General features: G+C 48.1%; 15 protein-coding genes. 4 read left to right on the plus strand and 11 right to left on the minus strand.

From position 1 onward, the window contains the following. Positions 1-233: 233 nt before the first annotated feature. The 7 genes from galT to ACR0QT_RS10415 form a co-directional block, all read right to left on the minus strand. Positions 234-1,739, minus strand: coding sequence for a UDP-glucose--hexose-1-phosphate uridylyltransferase (galT, locus tag ACR0QT_RS10385; protein WP_432630712.1), 1,506 nt, complete (start codon positions 1,737-1,739; stop codon positions 234-236). 282 nt (positions 1,740-2,021) lie between these two features. Then, the gene (locus ACR0QT_RS10390; RefSeq protein WP_432630713.1) at positions 2,022-3,302 is read right to left on the minus strand and encodes a DUF1576 domain-containing protein; all 1,281 of its coding nucleotides are present in this window, start codon (positions 3,300-3,302) and stop codon (positions 2,022-2,024) included. Positions 3,303-3,459: 157 nt separating this feature from the next. Then, entirely contained in the window at positions 3,460-4,296 is an 837-nt protein-coding gene (locus ACR0QT_RS10395; protein WP_432630714.1) for an undecaprenyl-diphosphate phosphatase, read from the minus strand. Between the two features lie 83 nt (positions 4,297-4,379). Continuing rightward, positions 4,380-5,054 carry a uracil-DNA glycosylase gene (locus ACR0QT_RS10400; RefSeq protein ID WP_432630715.1) on the minus strand — a complete coding sequence of 225 codons (675 nt, stop codon included), beginning with the start codon at positions 5,052-5,054 and terminating at the stop codon, positions 4,380-4,382. A gap of 160 nt (positions 5,055-5,214) precedes the next feature. Then, on the minus strand, positions 5,215-5,976 hold the full coding sequence (gene hisF / locus ACR0QT_RS10405; protein WP_432630716.1) for an imidazole glycerol phosphate synthase subunit HisF: 762 nt from the start codon (positions 5,974-5,976) through the stop codon (positions 5,215-5,217). 29 nt (positions 5,977-6,005) lie between these two features. Further along, a complete protein-coding gene (gene hisH / locus ACR0QT_RS10410; protein ID WP_432630717.1) occupies positions 6,006-6,611 on the minus strand; it encodes an imidazole glycerol phosphate synthase subunit HisH in 606 nt (201 codons plus the stop codon). 306 nt (positions 6,612-6,917) lie between these two features. Continuing rightward, positions 6,918-7,691: a hypothetical protein gene (locus ACR0QT_RS10415; RefSeq protein WP_432630718.1), complete on the minus strand. Its 774-nt coding sequence runs from the start codon at positions 7,689-7,691 to the stop codon at positions 6,918-6,920. Positions 7,692-8,450: 759 nt separating this feature from the next. Between ACR0QT_RS10415 and ACR0QT_RS10420 the strand changes: the two genes are divergently transcribed. The 4 genes from ACR0QT_RS10420 to hydF all read left to right on the plus strand — a co-directional run bounded on the left by ACR0QT_RS10420 (position 8,451) and on the right by hydF (position 12,877). Beyond that, positions 8,451-8,753 (plus strand): TM1266 family iron-only hydrogenase system putative regulator, encoded by a 303-nt coding sequence (locus ACR0QT_RS10420; RefSeq protein ID WP_432630719.1) that lies wholly within the window; start codon positions 8,451-8,453, stop codon positions 8,751-8,753. Between the two features lie 59 nt (positions 8,754-8,812). Next, the gene (hydE, locus tag ACR0QT_RS10425; protein WP_432630726.1) at positions 8,813-9,865 is read left to right on the plus strand and encodes a [FeFe] hydrogenase H-cluster radical SAM maturase HydE; all 1,053 of its coding nucleotides are present in this window, start codon (positions 8,813-8,815) and stop codon (positions 9,863-9,865) included. A gap of 157 nt (positions 9,866-10,022) precedes the next feature. Then, the gene (gene hydG / locus ACR0QT_RS10430; protein WP_432630720.1) at positions 10,023-11,444 is read left to right on the plus strand and encodes a [FeFe] hydrogenase H-cluster radical SAM maturase HydG; all 1,422 of its coding nucleotides are present in this window, start codon (positions 10,023-10,025) and stop codon (positions 11,442-11,444) included. Positions 11,445-11,554: 110 nt separating this feature from the next. Then, positions 11,555-12,877: a [FeFe] hydrogenase H-cluster maturation GTPase HydF gene (gene hydF, locus ACR0QT_RS10435; RefSeq protein WP_432630721.1), complete on the plus strand. Its 1,323-nt coding sequence runs from the start codon at positions 11,555-11,557 to the stop codon at positions 12,875-12,877. A gap of 131 nt (positions 12,878-13,008) precedes the next feature. On the opposite strand, the gene ACR0QT_RS10440 is transcribed toward hydF, so the two are convergent. From ACR0QT_RS10440 to ACR0QT_RS10455, 4 genes are all read right to left on the minus strand, one after another. Beyond that, entirely contained in the window at positions 13,009-13,944 is a 936-nt protein-coding gene (locus ACR0QT_RS10440) for an N-acetylmuramoyl-L-alanine amidase family protein (RefSeq protein WP_432630722.1), read from the minus strand. 292 nt (positions 13,945-14,236) lie between these two features. Continuing rightward, positions 14,237-15,550: an N-acetylmuramoyl-L-alanine amidase family protein gene (locus tag ACR0QT_RS10445; protein ID WP_432630723.1), complete on the minus strand. Its 1,314-nt coding sequence runs from the start codon at positions 15,548-15,550 to the stop codon at positions 14,237-14,239. A gap of 281 nt (positions 15,551-15,831) precedes the next feature. Further along, a complete protein-coding gene (locus ACR0QT_RS10450; protein WP_432630724.1) occupies positions 15,832-16,626 on the minus strand; it encodes a hypothetical protein in 795 nt (264 codons plus the stop codon). Positions 16,627-16,836: 210 nt separating this feature from the next. Beyond that, positions 16,837-18,042 carry an LCP family protein gene (locus ACR0QT_RS10455; protein ID WP_432630725.1) on the minus strand — a complete coding sequence of 402 codons (1,206 nt, stop codon included), beginning with the start codon at positions 18,040-18,042 and terminating at the stop codon, positions 16,837-16,839. Positions 18,043-18,374 lie beyond the last annotated feature (332 nt).

Consider the following 18,374-nt stretch of genomic DNA (forward strand, 5'->3'; position numbering starts at 1 on the left):
CAATCAAATAGAGAAAGAAAAAGAGGCTACCGCAGAATTCGTTTCCGGATTTACTCCGTCTTATTCTGCAATAGCCTCTTTGCTGTTCTCGTCTGACTCTCTGATATATTTTTTAATGTGCTTTTATTTATCACCCACTATACATCGAAGCGCCAACAATTTCCAACACCATTTTTCCTGCAAGTTTCACAATCTTTTTCTTGTAGAAAACTCATTTTCCACCTGCATGGTTGTTATACTGTAAATCCTACTGTCGTCAGGAAACGCAGGAAATCTTCCCGCCCCTTCTGCGTGCACTTGTACACACCGGCATCCTCGAGCACGCGGGCAAAGACATGGCCGACCTCATCGCGCAGGATCTGATCGACATTTTCTTTCGTGATCGATTCATATTTCGGGAGGAATTTCTCGACCCAGTCTGCATGTTTTTCAATGCTCTCATTGCTCCGGATATCTTTCTTCTCGACGATGTAATCAGCGAGAAGTGCAAGCTCATCTTTCAGTCTCGACGGGAGAACGGCAAGTCCCATAACCTCGATCAGACCGATGTTCTCCTTCTTGATGTGATGAAGCTCCTGGTGCGGATGGTAAACGCCAAGCGGGAACTCCTCGGTCGTGATGTTGTTTCTCAGAACGAGATCCAGCTCATAGAGAGCTCCGTTCTTTCTCGCAATCGGCGTGATCGTGTTGTGCGGTTCTCCGTCCGTCTCGGCAAAGATAAACGCAGACTCGTCCGTGTACCCGCGCCATGTCCGAAGCACCTTGTCTCCGAGGTCAATCAGGCGATCCGGATCTTTTCCACGCAGACGCAGAACGGACATTGGCCAGTAGACGATTCCTGCCTCGACATCCTCAAATCCCGCCATCTTGACATGCTTCTCGATCGGAGCTTTCGCCATCGCAAATGTGTAATGACCACCCTGGAAATGATCGTGGCTGAGAATCGAACCGCCGACGATCGGAAGATCTGCATTCGATCCGAGGAAGTAGTGCGGGAACTGCTTAACGAAATCAAACAGTTTGACGAAGGATTCTCTCTCGACCTTCATCGGCACATGCTCTCCGTTGAACACGATGCAGTGCTCATTGTAGTAAACATAAGGGGAATACTGGAAGCCCCAGCGCTTTCCGCCGATCGTCAGGCGAATGATGCGGTGATTGTTTCGCGCCGGATGATTTAAACGTCCTGCATATCCCTCGTTTTCCATGCACAGAAGGCATTTCGGATATCCGCTCTGTTTTGCGAGCTTTGCCTTTGCAATCGCTCTCGGATCTTTCTCCGGTTTTGAGAGATTGATCGTGATATCGAGATCCCCGTAAGGCGTGGAAGTCACCCATTTCTGGTCCTTGCACACGCGATACCGACGGATATAGTCAGAATCCTGACTCAGCTTGTAAAAATACTCCGTCGCACTCTCCGGTCCTTTCTCCTCATAAAGTTTCCAGAATGTTGAAGACACCTCTGACGGTCTCGGCATCAGGCAATTCATCAGTCTCGTATCAAACAGATCTCTGCTTGCGATTCCGTCCTCAATCACCCCATTCTCGCACGCATAGTCAAGCAGTTCTTTCAGAATTTCCTCGAGTTTTCCCTTGCCAGGATCATTTTCCGGCTCCTCATATTCTTCCATATGAAGAGCATCAAGGATCTGATTGCGCGCATAAATTGCGTCTGTGTCTGTGATTAACCCCGTATCCAGACCATACTGTACCAGTTGTTTGATTGCTCCGTAAACCATGCAAATTCCTCCCCAGTCCATCACATATTTCTTGCCACAAAATCTTCCCACTTTACAATTGCTTAATTGGCAAGATCCGTTTCAATTGTTCTCAGTATACGCCTGAAAAAGAGAAATTTCTATGTAAAAATCTGCTGTCTAGTTACGTTATTTTGTGATTTTTCATAAAAAAATACGAGTCTCTGTATCCCAAGTTGTCTTTTTCGATCTTTCTTGGGATACAGAGACTCGCAAAAAATTATGATACTCCAGCCTATCGAAAAGTGGAACATCCACTCTGATTTACAGCGACCAGCCGGACTTTGCGCGCGCCCTTCTCGAGCGCACGGACTGGATGACCGGAACGAGAAATGCCGCCACAATTCCGCCCGCAAATCCATTGTTATAAAGATTCATTCCACCGTACACGATTCCGACGTTGAGCGCCACAGATGAGTGAAGAAAGCCCGCGAGAATCCCCGCAAAAATGCCAAACTCCCCGGCGATCGGAGCAAGCGTCGTCGAGAGCAGAAGTGCCAGACTTGCAGATGGATCAGTGATCGACCACACCTTTCCTGCACTCGCAAACACAACTCCGGTCATGACCGGAAGAATGTTTCGCAGATGTTTTCCCGTCGCGCTGAAGCCGACAATCGTGAAAATTCCTCCGATCGTCGGACCATTCAGATGCACGCCCGTCGCAATCAGAAATCCCATCGCTGTCATGCCGTTAATGCCCATATTGATCATCGTTGCCGGTGCGCCCCACTCCTTATAGTAATCCGTTCCGCCAAGCCCATAGGAGCGCAGGATCTGCTGATACCTCAAAAATGCCATATTTCCGCCATACAGAAATCCGCTAAGGATCATGCCGAGAAAGAGAACGGAGAGCAAAATGACAAATGGAAGATTGTCGCCTTCATACCAGATCAGGCGCGATTCCATCGTGATTCCAAACGACTTCATCAGGGAAACGATAACGGTCGCGATGATTCCGCCCGCAAATCCAACGTTATAAAGAGAATATCCACGATGCATGAAGTGCATATGGGTACTCAGTGGCGGGAGGACAAAACCGATTGTAATTCCCGTGATGACGCAGAGCAAAAGTCTCTGCGGAAGTGAGAAATTACCGATCTGCATCACCTCTGTGATAATCGGAGACAGACTCGTCCCGTAAAATCCCACATAAATATATTTTGACAAGGGAACCCGGTGATACTTTGCATAGAGCCAGACACCGGCGAGAATCATCCAGATATTCAAAAGATTTTTTCCAAACAGGGAAAATCCAAACATCAGAAATGTGGAGGTGATTGTATGACCGTCCATCTCCATACCAAGACCATAGAGGATTGCAATGCTTAAAAGGGTAAGAACACCCGCATTGAGAAAGGAAGCCCCCACTCCTCCAATGACAAAATAATCCGTAATCAGGAAATCCGGCTCTCTCACGATCGCCAAAACCCCATCAAAAATTTCTCCTGCCGGTTGCAAAATAAATCCCGCAACAATAAAGTAGACAGGAACCAGAGCCAGAAGCAGAAACCGTTCGTTTCTGGTCAGAGGTCTTCTTATGTTCATACGCTTCTCTCTTTTTACCTTTCTTTTTTGTGGCAATCCTGCACGATTTTTTCAAATCCCCCCTGTGCAGAACCGCGTTACCGCTCATGCAATCAACCATACAGTCATGCACAAACGGTAACCGATTTTGCCATCTGATTGCTATTGTTCGCTATTGTTAGGACAGCAGTGCGCGCACAATGAAGAATGCAAGCACAATCACGCCGAGTACAATTCGATAGTATCCAAAAAACTTGAAGTCATTATTCTTGATGTAGGACATCAGGAATCGGATCGAATAAACCGAAACTCCAAATGCGACTACCATACCAAGAATCAGATAAAAGATCTGAAGTCCCGTGAAATTGAAACCAAATTTCACTAATTTCAACGCACTGGCACCGAGCATAATCGGAAGTCCGAGGAAGAACGAAAACTCTGCCGCAGCTCCGCGAGAGCATCCGAGAATCATTGCGCCGAGGATCGTGGAACCAGATCTGGAAGTTCCCGGAACGAGAGACAGAACCTGAAACAGTCCGATCAGGAATGCCGTCTTGTATGTAATCTGCGTCACGCGCTGTACCGGAAACTCGGTATAGTGGTTGCGGTTCTCAATCATGATAAAAAGAATTCCGTAGACAATCAGCGTCGTTGCCACGACATAAGCATTGTAGAGGTGTGCCTCCATCCAGTCATCAAGAAGCAGACCGCAGACTGCCGCCGGGAAGCAGGCAATCACAATCTTTACCCACAACTGCCAAACTGCCCGTTTCTGTCCGGCACTCTTGCTCGGATCAAACGGATTCAACTTTTTAAAATACAACATGACGACTGCCATGATCGCGCCAAGCTGAATCACAACGAGGAACATATTCATAAAATCCTCTGGTACATTTAAGTGAATGATCTCATCCACAAGAATCATGTGACCGGTACTACTGATCGGGAGCCACTCTGTGAATCCCTCAACAATTCCCAGTACAATTACTTTTAAAATTTCAATCAGTTGTCCCATGATAGGTTGAATCTCCTTTTTCTTTTCTCCTACTCAGGTTTACACAAACTCTTTTTGTCGATGGTTTTCATGTTTTTCTTTCATCAGACATTCTCAATCTGCCAGTCAATCGGTGTGAGTCCATGCTCCTCGAGGTAGGCATTTGTCTTGCTGAACGGTCTACTGCCGAAAAATCCCCGGTATGCAGAAAGCGGACTCGGATGCGGAGCTTCGAGAATCAGATGTTTCGGATTCGTCAACATCGATTTCTTCATCTGCGCCGGTCTTCCCCAGAGAATAAATACCATCGGGCGGTCCTGCTCATTGAGCACACGGATTGCCGCATCGGTGAATTCCTCCCAGCCGATTCCACGGTGAGAATTTGCTGCATGTGCACGCACGGTCAGAACCGTGTTCAACAGCATAACTCCCTGCTTCGCCCACTTAACAAGATAACCATTATTTGGAATATAACATCCCAGATCATCGTGAAGTTCCTGATAGATATTCACCAGAGACGGCGGAATCTCCACATCCGGTTTTACAGAAAAGCAAAGCCCATGAGCCTGACCGACATTGTGATACGGGTCCTGCCCCAGAATCACCACTTTCACCTCGGAGAGTGGGGTAAACTCAAATGCGTTGAAGATGTCATTTGGATCCGGAAAGCACTGTCTCGTCTGATACTCATGCTTTACCGTATCATATAACTTTCGATAATATGGTTTCTTAAACTCCCCGCTCAACGGTTCCAGCCAGTCGTTAGCGATTGCTCCCATTTCTTCGTCCTTCTTTCCTGCACTACCTGCACAGCAAGTATCTTATTTTTTCCTGCAATTTTTTATGGTAACTTTTTTCTTACGCGTTTCTTCTGTTCTTTTGCTCTTTCGTTTCTGCTATTGCGAAACGAAACTCTCCCACATCGTTCTGTTTTTTGCTTTACAGGCGAACCGGAATTCCCCGTCCGCTCAAATACTCCTTCAAATCGCGAATCTCCAGTTCCTTGTAGTGGAACAGAGAGGCAGCAAGTGCTGCGTCCGCTTTTCCTTTCGTCAGAGCGTCATAGAAGTGCTCCTTCGTTCCCGCTCCGCCTGAGGCAATGACCGGAACGGAGACATTCTCCGCAATGATTGCCGTGAGCTCGTTGTCGTATCCAGCCTTTGTTCCATCGCAGTCCATGCTCGTCAGCAAAATCTCGCCTGCTCCGAGTTCATCTGCCTTTCTCGCCCACTCAACGGCATCAAGACCTGTGTCAAGCCGTCCACCGTGTTTGTAAACATTCCATCCGCTTCCATCGGCACGTCGTCTCGCATCAATTGCGACCACAACGCACTGACGTCCAAATTTCTCTGCCGCCTCAGAGATCAGTTCCGGACGATCGATCGCAGCCGAGTTCACAGAAATCTTGTCTGCGCCCTCTCTGAGCAGTTTTCGGAAATCTTCCACAGTGCGGATTCCTCCGCCAACCGTAAACGGGATAAATACTTTCTCTGCGACACGGCGCACCATATCCACAACCGTATCACGACCGTCCGAGGAAGCTGTAATGTCCAGAAAAACCAGCTCATCCGCTCCTGCCTGATCGTAAGCCTCCGCAATCTCAACCGGATCTCCGGCATCGCGCAGATTTACAAAATTAACACCCTTTACCACCCGTCCGTCTTTTACGTCCAGACAGGGAATGATTCTCTTTGTAAACATTGATCTCGTTCTCCCTTCTGCCAAGTCCGTTACAGGCTGATAAAATTCTTCAAAATCTGAAGTCCCACACGACTGCTCTTCTCCGGATGGAACTGGCAGGCAAAGATATTGCCGTGCTCCACCGATGCATGAATCTGAACGCCGTACTCCGATGTCGCCACAACTATTTCCGGATTTTTAGCTTTCAGATAGTAGGAATGAACAAAGTATACATAAGATCCGTTCTCCACGCCCTTGAAGAGACGGCTGTCCGGGCGGATTTCAAGAGAATTCCATCCCATATGCGGAATCTTGAGTCCCTCTGCCGGCGGGATTCTCAGAATCTCTCCCGGAAGGATTCCAAGTCCCTCCACACCCTCGCTCTCATCACTCCGCTCAAACAGAAGCTGAAGTCCCAGGCAGATTCCGAGAAACGGTGTGCCCTTTGCCGTCACTTCACGAATCACATCCACGAGTCCATACTGTTTCAAGCGCTCCATTGCATCACCAAATGCTCCGACTCCCGGAAGAATCACCTTGTCTGCACTGCGAATCACATCCGGATCACGCGTCACAGTCGGTTTCTCTCCCAATGATGTCAGCGCTTTTTCTACGCTTTTTAAATTTCCTGCATCATAATCAATGATTGCTATCATCTGTTCTCTGCCTCCAGACATTCTTTCCCGACATCCTGCGGACAAATTTAATCTTTCTATCACTGTGACATTTCTCGATTGCAGAACGTTTGCCACGGTATCTTCCCTCCGCTCTGCGCCCGTTAAAACGCCACAATCACTACGGATACTTCAACAGTTTAACACACACCAGTTATTTTCACAACTTTTGTTTCTTCGTTTATACATTTAAGGTGGAGTTTGTGATTTTTGTTTTACGGCTCATTTTGTTTTACGGTGCACTTTTATTTTACGGCTCATCCGGCGGGATAAGTCGCACAAACATATCTAATTTTTAATCTGATTCACCCACTCAACCGAATTCTCCTTAATTCCAACTGCGCGATCTGCCAGTTCCTGCGTGATCTGCGGGAATTGGGCATGTACACGGCAGAGATGCGATTTGCGGTTAAAAAATGCCGTCTTCTCAAATGGAAAACGAATGACTCCCGGATTGCCAAATCCCGCTCCCAGTTCCAAAATCAAAGTCTCGCGGTTCAAAGTGTGCGTCAGCCACTGCGTATAGCGATTCCACTGTGGCAGGTATCCCTCCTCAATATAAGGATTTGCCTCGACTGTATTTCCGGTCAGCGGTGCTCCGCAGTGTGGACAGATATCATTCGGGACCTCGCCCGGCTCCCAGATGTCCTTCGTACAACCGGCGGAACACTGTCTCCACGTCTCATTTCCACAAGGAGCTACAATCCTCTGCCATCTGGTATCTTCCGGACGCTTCTTGGATGGAAACAGACGTTCCATCACCGCAAGTGTCTCTGCATTCTCCGACGGACAGGAAACTGCCTCTTCCTCTTTATCCGTTGAAATCACTTTCTCTGCCTTGCTTCCAAGCGAAGTCTCATAGATCAGCGCATCCGTTGCAAGCGTCACAATAAAATAGTCTTTATTTTTAAGCATCTGATACAGCTTCTCGTATGCTCTCACCAGCTCTTCCCGGCGTTCTTTTGCATCCTCGCCCTGACGATTCCACTTCCACTCCTCGCCAAGTCCGACTAACACTTTTTCTGCCCCCGCAAGCTGTTCCTGAATTTCATCTATCTTCATTGTGCTTTTCTCTCCACTTTCATTTATGTTATTTTTTATTGATTCTATGTTCTCTGCCATCTTATCGTGTTGTCCTTCCTTATGTCCGAGTCTTATTTTATCACAGGCTTTTCTCTCTTGCAAACTGAGAACAAACATTAAGACGTTTACAACGCAAAAGGGGAGACAGGCTCCGACGGCGAGAAAGATCCTCGCAAACCCGTTGGAAACGCCGGTGCTTAGACCGCGTATTTTGCGGTCTTACGCACCGTTGCGTTGGAACTCGGAGCGCAAGCGTGTTTGCGGGACTTTTCTCGCTGGAGGAGCCGAAAAAGCACAAAAAAATCATTAGAGAAAACATCAAAGAACATCAAAGCCCAAAAGCAATGAACATCTCTGCACACATCCTATCGCTCTAACCCCCACTTTCACGCACTCCCTATTGCAAACTTTTTCTCACTATGATACGATGTCCTTGTATCCTGACGCCAAAAAACTATGAAACTATTTTGAGGAGAAAGGTTCACCTATTTTATTTTCTATTCAAAATTCACATTCTGTAACTATGATCTTTGATATTTTTGTGCTTCCATTCAACGAATATCAGCAAATAACTTTGACTTGAATTCTGCGAATCTGGATTCACACTACCAATCCACAAATCGTTACAGTCTTTTTTGCGTCCTGGATTCTAAAATTGTTTCTGTTCACGCGCACATGCCCCGTAGTGTGAACAGTAGCCTAAAAACATCTTTATATGCCAGGAGGACTCTGTCGCACATGAAAACACCAGAATCAAAACTGCACACAGAACATGCTCCGTCTCCTGCTGAGGAAACACGGATCGCCGTCATTGGAATCGTTGTGGAAAATTCAGATTCCGTTGAAGCGCTCAACGACATTCTGCATGAGTATCGTGCTTTCATCATCGGACGCATGGGAATTCCCTATCGTCAAAAGCAGTTGAGCATCATCAGTATCGCGATCGATGCCCCCCAACCGGTGATCTCCGCACTGTCGGGAAAAATCGGAAAACTGCCCGGAGTTAGCTCTAAGACGGCCTATTCGGGGGTCAAATCATGAAGAACTCATTGAACATGAACATCTCAAAGGATTTAAAAACCTCGAATACCAAAAATTTAATGCTTCTCGCCGAGACACTCGTCCAGCAACACGATCTTCCCGATGAGGATCTCCGTCTCCTGATTGACGGACGAAACGAGGACGATGGGCGCATCCGCGCATTTTTAAAGAAGGAGGCATCCGAGTGCTGTGCCCGTTACTATCATGAGGAAGTCTTTCTGCGCGGACTGATTGAGTTTACCAACTACTGCAAAAATGACTGCTTCTACTGCGGAATTCGCCGTAGCAATCCACATGCTGACCGCTACCGCCTGAGTTTCGACGAGATTCTCTCCTGTTGCCGTCAGGGATATGATCTCGGTTTCCGCACCTTTGTACTTCAGGGCGGAGAAGATCCCTATTTCACAGACGAGCGAATGGAGAAAATCGTCTCCACAATCCATGCCGAATACCCGGACTGTGCGATCACACTGTCTCTCGGAGAGCGAAGCGAGGAGAGCTATCAGCGACTGTTTGATGCCGGCGCTGACCGCTACCTGCTCCGCCATGAAACTGCCTCGAAGTCTCACTACGAGAAGCTCCATCCTGAGCAGATGAGTTTTGACAACCGCATGAAATGTCTCGAGACGCTCCGCCGGATCGGTTACCAGACCGGCTGTGGCTTCATGGTCGGATCTCCGTATCAGACAACCGCGGATCTCGTGAAGGATCTGCGCTTTCTCAAGACGTTTCAGCCCCATATGGTCGGCATCGGTCCGTTTCTTCCACAGAAAGATACGCCGTTCGGAGAGATGTCCGCCGGAAGCGTTGAGCTGACGCTGTTTCTCCTCTCCGTGATCCGTCTCCTGCTTCCGAAAGTGCTTCTCCCTGCGACGACAGCACTCGGAACTGCACAGTCAGATGGACGCGAGGAAGGTCTTCGCTCCGGCGCAAACGTCATCATGCCGAATCTCTCACCAGTCGGAGTTCGCAAAAAATATGCGCTCTACGACAACAAGATCTGCACCGGTGAGGAGGCTGCCGAATGTCGTGGCTGTCTCGAGCGCCGTGTCACAAGTGCGGGATTTCACATTGTGTCCTCACGCGGAGACAGTCTAATCGGAGTCGAGTAAAAGATTCCTATCAAAAAAATAAAATTACGAAAATGCTCTGACAGGAAAGCCGGATTTCTGACTTTGAAAATTTTTAGCCCCCAAAAAACGCTGAAAAATATCGTGTTCGATCAGGGAAAAGTAGAGATCTCGCTGACCTGCAAGAAAGGAAAACATTATGTACGCATACAACCCAAAATCTCTGAAAGCAGAGGAATTCATCAACCATCAGGAAATTCTTGACACGCTCGCATACGCAGAAGCCAACAAGGACAATCTCGAGCTGATTGACCAGATCATCGAGAAGGCAAAGCTCTGCAAGGGTCTGACTCACCGCGAGGCTTCCGTTCTTCTCGCCTGCGAAAATCAGGAAAAAATTGAGGAACTCTACACGCTCGCAGAAGAGCTGAAAAAGAAATTCTACGGCAACCGCATTGTCATGTTCGCCCCGCTCTACCTCTCCAACTACTGCGTCAACGGCTGTGTTTACTGCCCTTACCACAGCAAGAACCGCCATATCGCGCGCAAGAAACTGACACAGGAGGAGGTTGCCGCTGAGGTCACTGCGCTTCAGGATATGGGACATAAGCGTCTCGCAATCGAGGCCGGCGAAGATCCGCTCCACAACCCGATCGAGTACATTCTTGAGTGCATCAACACAATCTACTCCATCAAGCACAAGAACGGCGCAATCCGCAGAGTCAACGTCAACATTGCAGCTACAACCGTGGAGAATTACAGAAAACTCAAGGAAGCAGGAATCGGCACTTACATTCTGTTCCAGGAGACCTATCACAAAGAGAGCTATGAGGCACTTCACCCGACTGGTCCGAAACACGACTACTGCTACCACACAGAGGCGATGGATCGTGCGATGGAAGGTGGCATCGATGATGTCGGTCTCGGTGTTCTCTTCGGTCTGGAACTGTACAAGTATGAGTTTGCCGGTCTTCTGATGCACGCAGAACACCTCGAGGCCGTTCACGGTGTCGGTCCACACACAATCAGTGTTCCGCGAATCAAGCATGCCGATGACATCGATCCGAACGCATTTGACAATGGAATCAGTGATGAGATCTTCGCAAAGCTCTGTGCTCTGATCCGCGTTGCCGTTCCTTATACAGGCATGATCATCTCCACGAGAGAGAGCCAGAAAGTCCGCGAGAAAGTTATCCGCCTCGGCGTCTCTCAGATCAGTGGTGGTTCCCGCACCTCTGTCGGCGGTTATCAGGAGGAAGTTCGCCCAACCGACACCGAACAGTTCGATGTATCCGATCAGAGAACACTCGATGAGGTTGTGAAATGGCTGATGGAGCTTGGCTATATTCCGTCGTTCTGTACTGCCTGCTACCGCGAGGGACGCACCGGCGACCGCTTCATGAGTCTGTGTAAGAGCGGACAGATCCAGAACTGCTGTCACCCGAACGCACTGATGACGCTGAAAGAGTATCTGATGGACTATGCATCCGAGGACACGAAAAAGATCGGTGAGGCACTGATTCAGGCAGAACTTTCAAATATTCCAAAGGAGAAGGTTCGCGAGATCTGTGCTGACCACTTAAAGAAGATCGAAGAGGGAATCCGCGATTTCCGTTTCTAAATGCACAACGCGCAAACATCCCCACCGCAAAATAGCTATACCGGTGGGGATATCCGCTTTCGTCATTTTATCATTTCGATTTATGATTCGATTTATGAGAGGAATCTATTATGGGATTGAATGCAACTCCATCCGCTGAGCGGATTCATATCGGATTTTTCGGGCGACGAAATGCCGGAAAATCCAGTATTGTCAACGCGATCACCGGTCAGCAAATGTCTGTCGTCTCCGATACAAAGGGAACGACAACCGACCCGGTAACGAAATCTATGGAACTCCTCCCACTCGGTCCGGTTGTGATTATTGACACACCCGGATTCGACGATGAGGGAAGTCTGGGAGAACAGCGCATCAAACGCACCCGGCAGATCTTAAACCGCGCCGACTGTGCGGTTCTCATCGTGGACGGCACGGAAGGACTTGGCACTGCCGATCTGGAACTTCTCAATCTGTTTAAAGAGAAAGAGATTCCATTTCTCATTGTTTTTAATAAATGTGATCTTCCTGCATTTCAGGAACCTCAGAGCCTCGATTTCTCTGCAACTATTACGAATCTTTCAGGGAACGGGATTTCCGGCACTGCAATTTCTCGCACCGCGATTTCTGACACTACACGTTCCGGTAGCAACCTTTCTAATGCCAACATGCTTTGTGTCAGTGCGCAGAAAAACATCGGCATTCAGGAGTTAAAAGAGCGCATCGCCTCGCTGATTCAAACCGGGAAGCCCGCCCGTGCACTTGTCCGCGATCTGTTGCATCCCGGTGATCTCGTGATTCAGGTCATTCCGATCGATGAGTCTGCGCCAAAGGGACGCCTGATTCTGCCCCAGCAGATGATGATCCGCGAGGTCTTAGAGGCCGGCGCAATCTCTATTGTCTGTCGGGAAACCGAGCTTGAGGAGACGCTTACCCGCTTTCAGACAAGTGAAATCAAACCCTCTATGGTCATCACGGACAGTCAGGCTTTCGGTCTTGTGAGTCGGCTTGTTCCAAACGAGATTCCGCTGACCTCTTACTCGATTCTTATGGCGCGCTACAAGGGATTTTTAGAGACAGCGGTTCGCGGAGTCTCCGCAATCTCCACCTTGAAGGACGGCGATCGGATTCTGATCTCCGAGGGATGCACCCATCACCGTCAGTGCGGGGACATCGGAACCGTCAAGATTCCCGGTTGGCTCCGAGCTTGCACCGGAAAATCGCTTGAGATCGAGACAAGCTCCGGTCTTGGTTTCCCGGAAGACCTGTCAAACTTTAAACTGGTAATTCACTGCGGTGGTTGTATGCTCAATGAGCGTGAGGTTCTCTACCGGCAAAAATCCGCGCTCGATGCCGGAATTCCATTTACGAATTATGGCATCACGATTGCGTTTATGAAAGGAATCTTAAAACGCAGTCTCGGACTCTTCCCGGAGCTTGCAAAACTCGTGCCGTAACATAATACGATACGGTACGATTCTCCACTCATACAAGAAAGCGACAGCCCGACGAACTTTTTTCCGTCAGACTGTCGCTTTTGTTCCTGTTCACGCGCATATGCCTAATAACCCGCTTTTCTTTCTGTTTGTTACTGACGAAGCCCCTTACTGTCAAGCGTATAGCCATCCACGACTGTATCATGCGCCATCGTGCCATCTTCATTCAGGTAATAATATTTTCCCGGCTGATCCATGATCCATCCCGTCTGCATCGCACCTGTCTTATCTGCATAATACCAGTTGTCCTCCCAGACAAACCAACCCGTCGCAAGCATTCCCTTGTCTTCATCGAGATAATAGCGAACTCCATCTACGGTCTGCCAGCCACTCAGGCGATATCCATTTTCGTCAAACAGATACCAGACACCCTGAATCCTCTGCCAACCTTCGGTAAGAAACTCTCCATCTTCGGTCTCATACTTTGTTCCCTCAAGATAGTTGCGCCACTTTCCGCCTGTGATTCCCTGAACCTGATTTTCCTTGAAGTCTGCGGTCGGAGAGGCAACCCAGTCTCCGGCTTTCACATACTGCTGTTCACTGAGTTTCGGAACCGCCCTGACAACAAAGATATAGGTGTGAAGATCCTTCATATAAGGGGAGAAATCATAACTGGTCTCCGTCGTTCGCTTCATCATCACGCACTCCGCGTCCTGAGTCAGCTCATTGAGTTTGGAATCAGTCAGTGTAATCACTCCGCTATCCTCATCATCCGTATCCAGATCAAAATCATCTGCAATATAGAGCTTAACCTGATACTCGTGCGCCTTGCTGACAGAATTCCATCTTCCAACCGTATCGGTCTCCCACCACGCATGCTTGGATGTGGAGAGATAAACGGTCTCAACTGCCTTATCCGACGCATATGCATGCATAACCGGCAGGATGCTCGCCCCTGCCGTCCCCGCAAGCACGATTCCGCACAGGCACACTCTCGCAAGCGTTCGTCTCACTGCCCTCCATGCTCCCGAATGATTTCCATCTTGTCTCTGACTATTCTCTCCCCGACTGTTCGCTCTTCGCTTCATTCCGTTTCCTTTCTGATCAAATGGACTTTTCGCGTTTAAAGCGTAAATACATTCCATGAGTTATCCAATATATTTAATATAACAGAAAAATTTGAAAATCCTGTGAATCCACCCGGTATCCCATCAGGAAATCTCAGAAAAAAGTAACCGGGAGGAAATTCAACAAGCCCCTCCCGGTCATTCAGTCATTCAGTCATTCAGTCATTCAGTCATTCAGTCATTCAGTCATTCAGTCATTCAGTCATTCAGTCAACGATTCTATTCTCTGATTCTGCCTTGGTCAATCTGGTATCTAGTGTACCCAGACACCATTCTGATCTACATAAAAGCTATCCACATAGGTGTTCTCTGCTCTTGCACCGCTGTCCGGATAGAAGTAGTACCAGTTTCCATCCACCTGCGTCCAGCCAGTCGCTCTCGCACCGTCCGCACCTAGGTAGCAAGCCTTGCCATTCACAGTCCACCAGCGTCCCTTCACCAGGGCCCCCTGGTACTGATCCGGTGTCGTATTCAAGTAATACCAACGTCCGCCCCACTGAATCCATCCTGTCAGCATTGCTCCGCTGTCCGACAGGTAGTAGGTCTGACCATTGATCGTCTGCCATCCCGTGAGCATCTGTCCACTGCTATTGAACAGATACCAGCTTCCGCCAATCGCGCTCCAGCCATTCTTCTGGTAGCTTCCGTCCGGATAGTAGAAATACCAGCTTCCGCCAGACTGTCTCCAGCCGACATTCGTATTTCCACCCGGAGTATTCGAAGTTCCCGGACCTCCAGCGGTGATCGTGGAGCTACTGCTCTCCTGACCGCTTCCATCCGATACATCTTCCTCTGCGAGATAGAGCTCATCGGACTCTACCCAGTCACTCTTGTCTCCGTAATCTTTTTCCTTTGTCGTCTTTGCGATCGTGCGAACACGGAAGGTGTAGGTTCCCTTCTTCGTCATATACGGGTAGAAGTTGAAGGAGCGATTATTCGTCTCCGTCGAATACACCTTGGAGGAACCTCTGCGAAGCTCCACCTCATAGCGTCCGGTTCCGCCGTCCTCCGGCTCATCCCAGCGCGCAGTTCCCTTGCTGTTGTCCTTCCAGTAAGCATTGTCCGGTGCGGAGAACGTTCCCTCCACCGCACGAACCTTGACCTTGACAATCAGATCGCCTCCGCTCTTGCTTGCACTCACAAAATCTGCTTTGCGGATGCTGACATTGCTAGAACGGTAAGTACCCTTAAACTGGTACTGATCTCCGCCAACAGAATTCGGTCTCAATGTCAACTTCATCTGAGGCTGTTGTCCAACTTCCATCACCTTGCTCGTCGATGTCGTCCACTCAGCATCCACGATCGAATAGGTATCCGATGTATTGCTGACTACAATCTCTCCGTCTCCTGCACTTGTGCTTTCTCCAGAATTGTTGTAAGAAATCGATGGCAGAGTATCTCCCGGCTTCAGCTTGGAATCCACCCTCAGCGTCACCTTCGTCACTGCCTTATCCGCCGCATATGCAACCGTCATTCCGACATTCGCCACTGCTCCGACGGTTCCAGTGACTCCCGCCACACCGATCATCGCACTCATGCACAACGCTCGCAAATTATTCTTTCTCATTGTCAACCCCCACTTTCCTGTTATCAAAATGAAATTCTCTCATTTCCCTCACAAATTTTTATGAAATTCCCGAAATCATCAAAATTTCTTTGCAATCCCTTAAGCTCTTTTTTTCTTTCATAAGAGTCTTTTGATTGTACTTTTATTATAGTGGAAGAAAATTGTATAGTCAACTTACGATATCCTTACCCTTTTCCGACGAGAACCTGTCATAAAACAAAAAAAGGAAGAAGCTCTCATCGAACTTCTTCCTTTCGGATCAGAAAATCCCTAGGGATTTCTTATTTGGTGTAAATGGTGATCTGGCCAGATGCCGGCAGTACGAAGTACAGGATATCACCAACACGACGTACACTCAGAACCTGAGTAGTACCGTTGTTGTTTACGAATACAACGCTTACCTGAGCATCAGCTCTCAGACCAGCACATACATATCCGTACTCGGTGTTTCTCTGAACCTCTACATTGCTGGTAGCATCGGTCATAAATACGCTCTCAGTAATACCAGTGGACTGGAATCCCTGTGCCTTTACCGTAGCAGTTGCAGCATCGGTAGAAGTACCAGCCGTTACTGCCTGACGCAGAGTGCTCAGCTCAGCACTAACATCTGCAGTATTAACCTCAGAACCGCTCAGAACCTTAACGTTCGTTGCAACACCAGTTGTATCCTCTACGGTTACGGTTGCATTTCCTGCATAGGTAATCTTGGAACCGCTCTCAGTCGTTACATCAGAAACAGAACCTGTGGTTACGCTCTCTCCTGTTGCAGTTGTCTGGGTGCTTGTTGCCGTAGCACTTACAGTCTCTCCATTTCCAGCTGTGATAACATTGGAACCCTGAGATACCGTGCTATCGGTTGTGGTTGTAGTAGTTGTGGTTGTGGTATTTGTTACAGTACCATTACCCTGAGTTACACTACCAGTACTGCTTGTACCGCCGGAAAACGTATTATCCGTGGTAGAAGTAGTGTCACTGTTATCTCTGTCCGTAACTATAGAACCTGCTGCAAATGCAACTGCCGGTACCATTGCCAGAGCCATCACAACTGCTGCTAATTTCAGACCTCTCTTTTTCATTGTCTCCACCTTCCTTCCCATAAACAAATGGGATATTTATTTTCAATAACAGACCGCAAGCGGACTGATTATTGCTTGTCTAGTTTTATTCAAGTCGACGCTCACGGAGACTTGGCGCGTGATTCTGGTCAGCTCTGCTGACATCTTCCAATCAGAATCACTGCGCATTCTCGCGGAGCGTATAACTCAGAGTGGGTCATCCACTCTGAGTTATACTTCCCTGTAAAACATCTGCAAAAGAATCGGAATCATCTGCTGGATGTTTGCATGGAATTCATCGTAAGTATCTGTCGCTGTGCCGACACCCGGAATCATTCGGAAATTGTCATCTCCAAGACTTCCACTGCCAAGCACATCGATCGCAATCTTCATGTACTCATCCTTCGGCATATCCGTCTGCATATAGTCCTGAATCATATCAAACATGTTCGTCACAATCTGACTGTCCTCTTTTGACTTCTGCTTGACTGCCTTGAAAAACTGCTCCATATATTCCTTGTGCTGGTTCATACGAAACAGTGCGGAATTGTCTCGCTCGATATCACGATAACGGATAAAGGCTTCTGCCTGATCTCCGTGAAGCGTGACCTGAGCTCCCTTGACAAATGCCGGATCGCGTTTCTCCATGCCATCTGTCGGAATCGTGACGGTGACACCGCCGACTGCGTCATTCAGCTTGGAAAGCACCACGATATCCACCGCCATATAGCGGTCAATCGGAATCCCCTGAAGAAGATTCGTCACAGCTCGCTTTGCAAGATCACAGCTGAGTTTCTCACCATCGCCATATCCATATGCAGTATTCAGATGGTCCACTCTCGTTCCAAGTTCCTGATTGTTCTTGTCCGTGATCACAATCCTTGTCATCGTGTCTCGCGGAATCATCAAAATCTTGATCTGATTGCGAACCGTATCCTGAGCGATCAGGTAAATACCATCACTCTGTCCTGCTTCTCCCGGCTCTCGTGTTCCGACCATATCGTCGGTACGGTCGATACCGAGACAGAGAATCGTGTGAATGTAGGTATTTCTGCGGTAGGTCTTTCCATTCCAGGTCACCGTGTCCTGACTGAGATCAACGAGATAGTCTCCCATCTCTGCCTCCTCAGAATTCGCAGAACCAGAATCAGTACCCGGAACTCCCGAAGCGTCTGTCGATGAACTTGCTCCATTTTCCAGATTTCCCGTATTTCCATCATTCGATGAATTCAGAGAACCGGAAGTGGAATTTCCATCACTGCCCTGCTGTTGACTCATCTGAGTCTGATTGGCGCGATTCATCGCGATCATCTCCTCAGTTGCCCGCCTCTGCCGATACAGTCCAACGCTATACCAGACAAATACGGTAATTCCCACCATGCAGATTCCGATCAGCGCGTTTCTCAATGCCTCTCTGTTTTTCTTTAACCAATCCATGATTTTCCCTTCCGTAAATGCCGGTTTTCATCCCCTGTATCTCCATTGTTTCTGCACATATTAGCAACCAGGATAAAGATACATCCTCGATCTGCAATGCAAGAAAAACAAGGCAAAGGTTAGCATTAGTCTATCACTTTTCTCGACAAAATCCAATACTATTTTTCCTTTTTTCTTCTATTTTGGAAGAAAGGTTCTATACTGAATGTTGGGGTGTGTTGAAAAACATACTTCCAACATTCTTTTTGTTGTAATAAAATACATCTATAAGAAGCCTCCCAAATCATTTTACCGACCAAAGTTTAATGCTACGGAGGTGACCCCTTATAGAT

Source organism: Brotaphodocola sp. (genome assembly GCF_050873365.1).
In the GTDB taxonomy this organism is placed as follows: domain Bacteria; phylum Bacillota; class Clostridia; order Lachnospirales; family Lachnospiraceae; genus Brotaphodocola.

Coding starts and splice junctions, on each gene's coding strand:
- galT (WP_432630712.1), bottom strand. CDS start 1,739: ATGGTTTACGGAGCAATCAAACAACTGGTACAGTATGGTCTGGATACG.
- ACR0QT_RS10390 (WP_432630713.1), bottom strand. CDS start 3,302: ATGAACATAAGAAGACCTCTGACCAGAAACGAACGGTTTCTGCTTCTG.
- ACR0QT_RS10395 (WP_432630714.1), bottom strand. CDS start 4,296: ATGGGACAACTGATTGAAATTTTAAAAGTAATTGTACTGGGAATTGTT.
- ACR0QT_RS10400 (WP_432630715.1), bottom strand. CDS start 5,054: ATGGGAGCAATCGCTAACGACTGGCTGGAACCGTTGAGCGGGGAGTTT.
- hisF (WP_432630716.1), bottom strand. CDS start 5,976: ATGTTTACAAAGAGAATCATTCCCTGTCTGGACGTAAAAGACGGACGG.
- hisH (WP_432630717.1), bottom strand. CDS start 6,611: ATGATAGCAATCATTGATTATGATGCAGGAAATTTAAAAAGCGTAGAA.
- ACR0QT_RS10415 (WP_432630718.1), bottom strand. CDS start 7,691: ATGAAGATAGATGAAATTCAGGAACAGCTTGCGGGGGCAGAAAAAGTG.
- ACR0QT_RS10420 (WP_432630719.1), top strand. CDS start 8,451: ATGAAAACACCAGAATCAAAACTGCACACAGAACATGCTCCGTCTCCT.
- hydE (WP_432630726.1), top strand. CDS start 8,813: ATGCTTCTCGCCGAGACACTCGTCCAGCAACACGATCTTCCCGATGAG.
- hydG (WP_432630720.1), top strand. CDS start 10,023: ATGTACGCATACAACCCAAAATCTCTGAAAGCAGAGGAATTCATCAAC.
- hydF (WP_432630721.1), top strand. CDS start 11,555: ATGGGATTGAATGCAACTCCATCCGCTGAGCGGATTCATATCGGATTT.
- ACR0QT_RS10440 (WP_432630722.1), bottom strand. CDS start 13,944: ATGAAGCGAAGAGCGAACAGTCGGGGAGAGAATAGTCAGAGACAAGAT.
- ACR0QT_RS10445 (WP_432630723.1), bottom strand. CDS start 15,550: ATGAGAAAGAATAATTTGCGAGCGTTGTGCATGAGTGCGATGATCGGT.
- ACR0QT_RS10450 (WP_432630724.1), bottom strand. CDS start 16,626: ATGAAAAAGAGAGGTCTGAAATTAGCAGCAGTTGTGATGGCTCTGGCA.
- ACR0QT_RS10455 (WP_432630725.1), bottom strand. CDS start 18,042: ATGGATTGGTTAAAGAAAAACAGAGAGGCATTGAGAAACGCGCTGATC.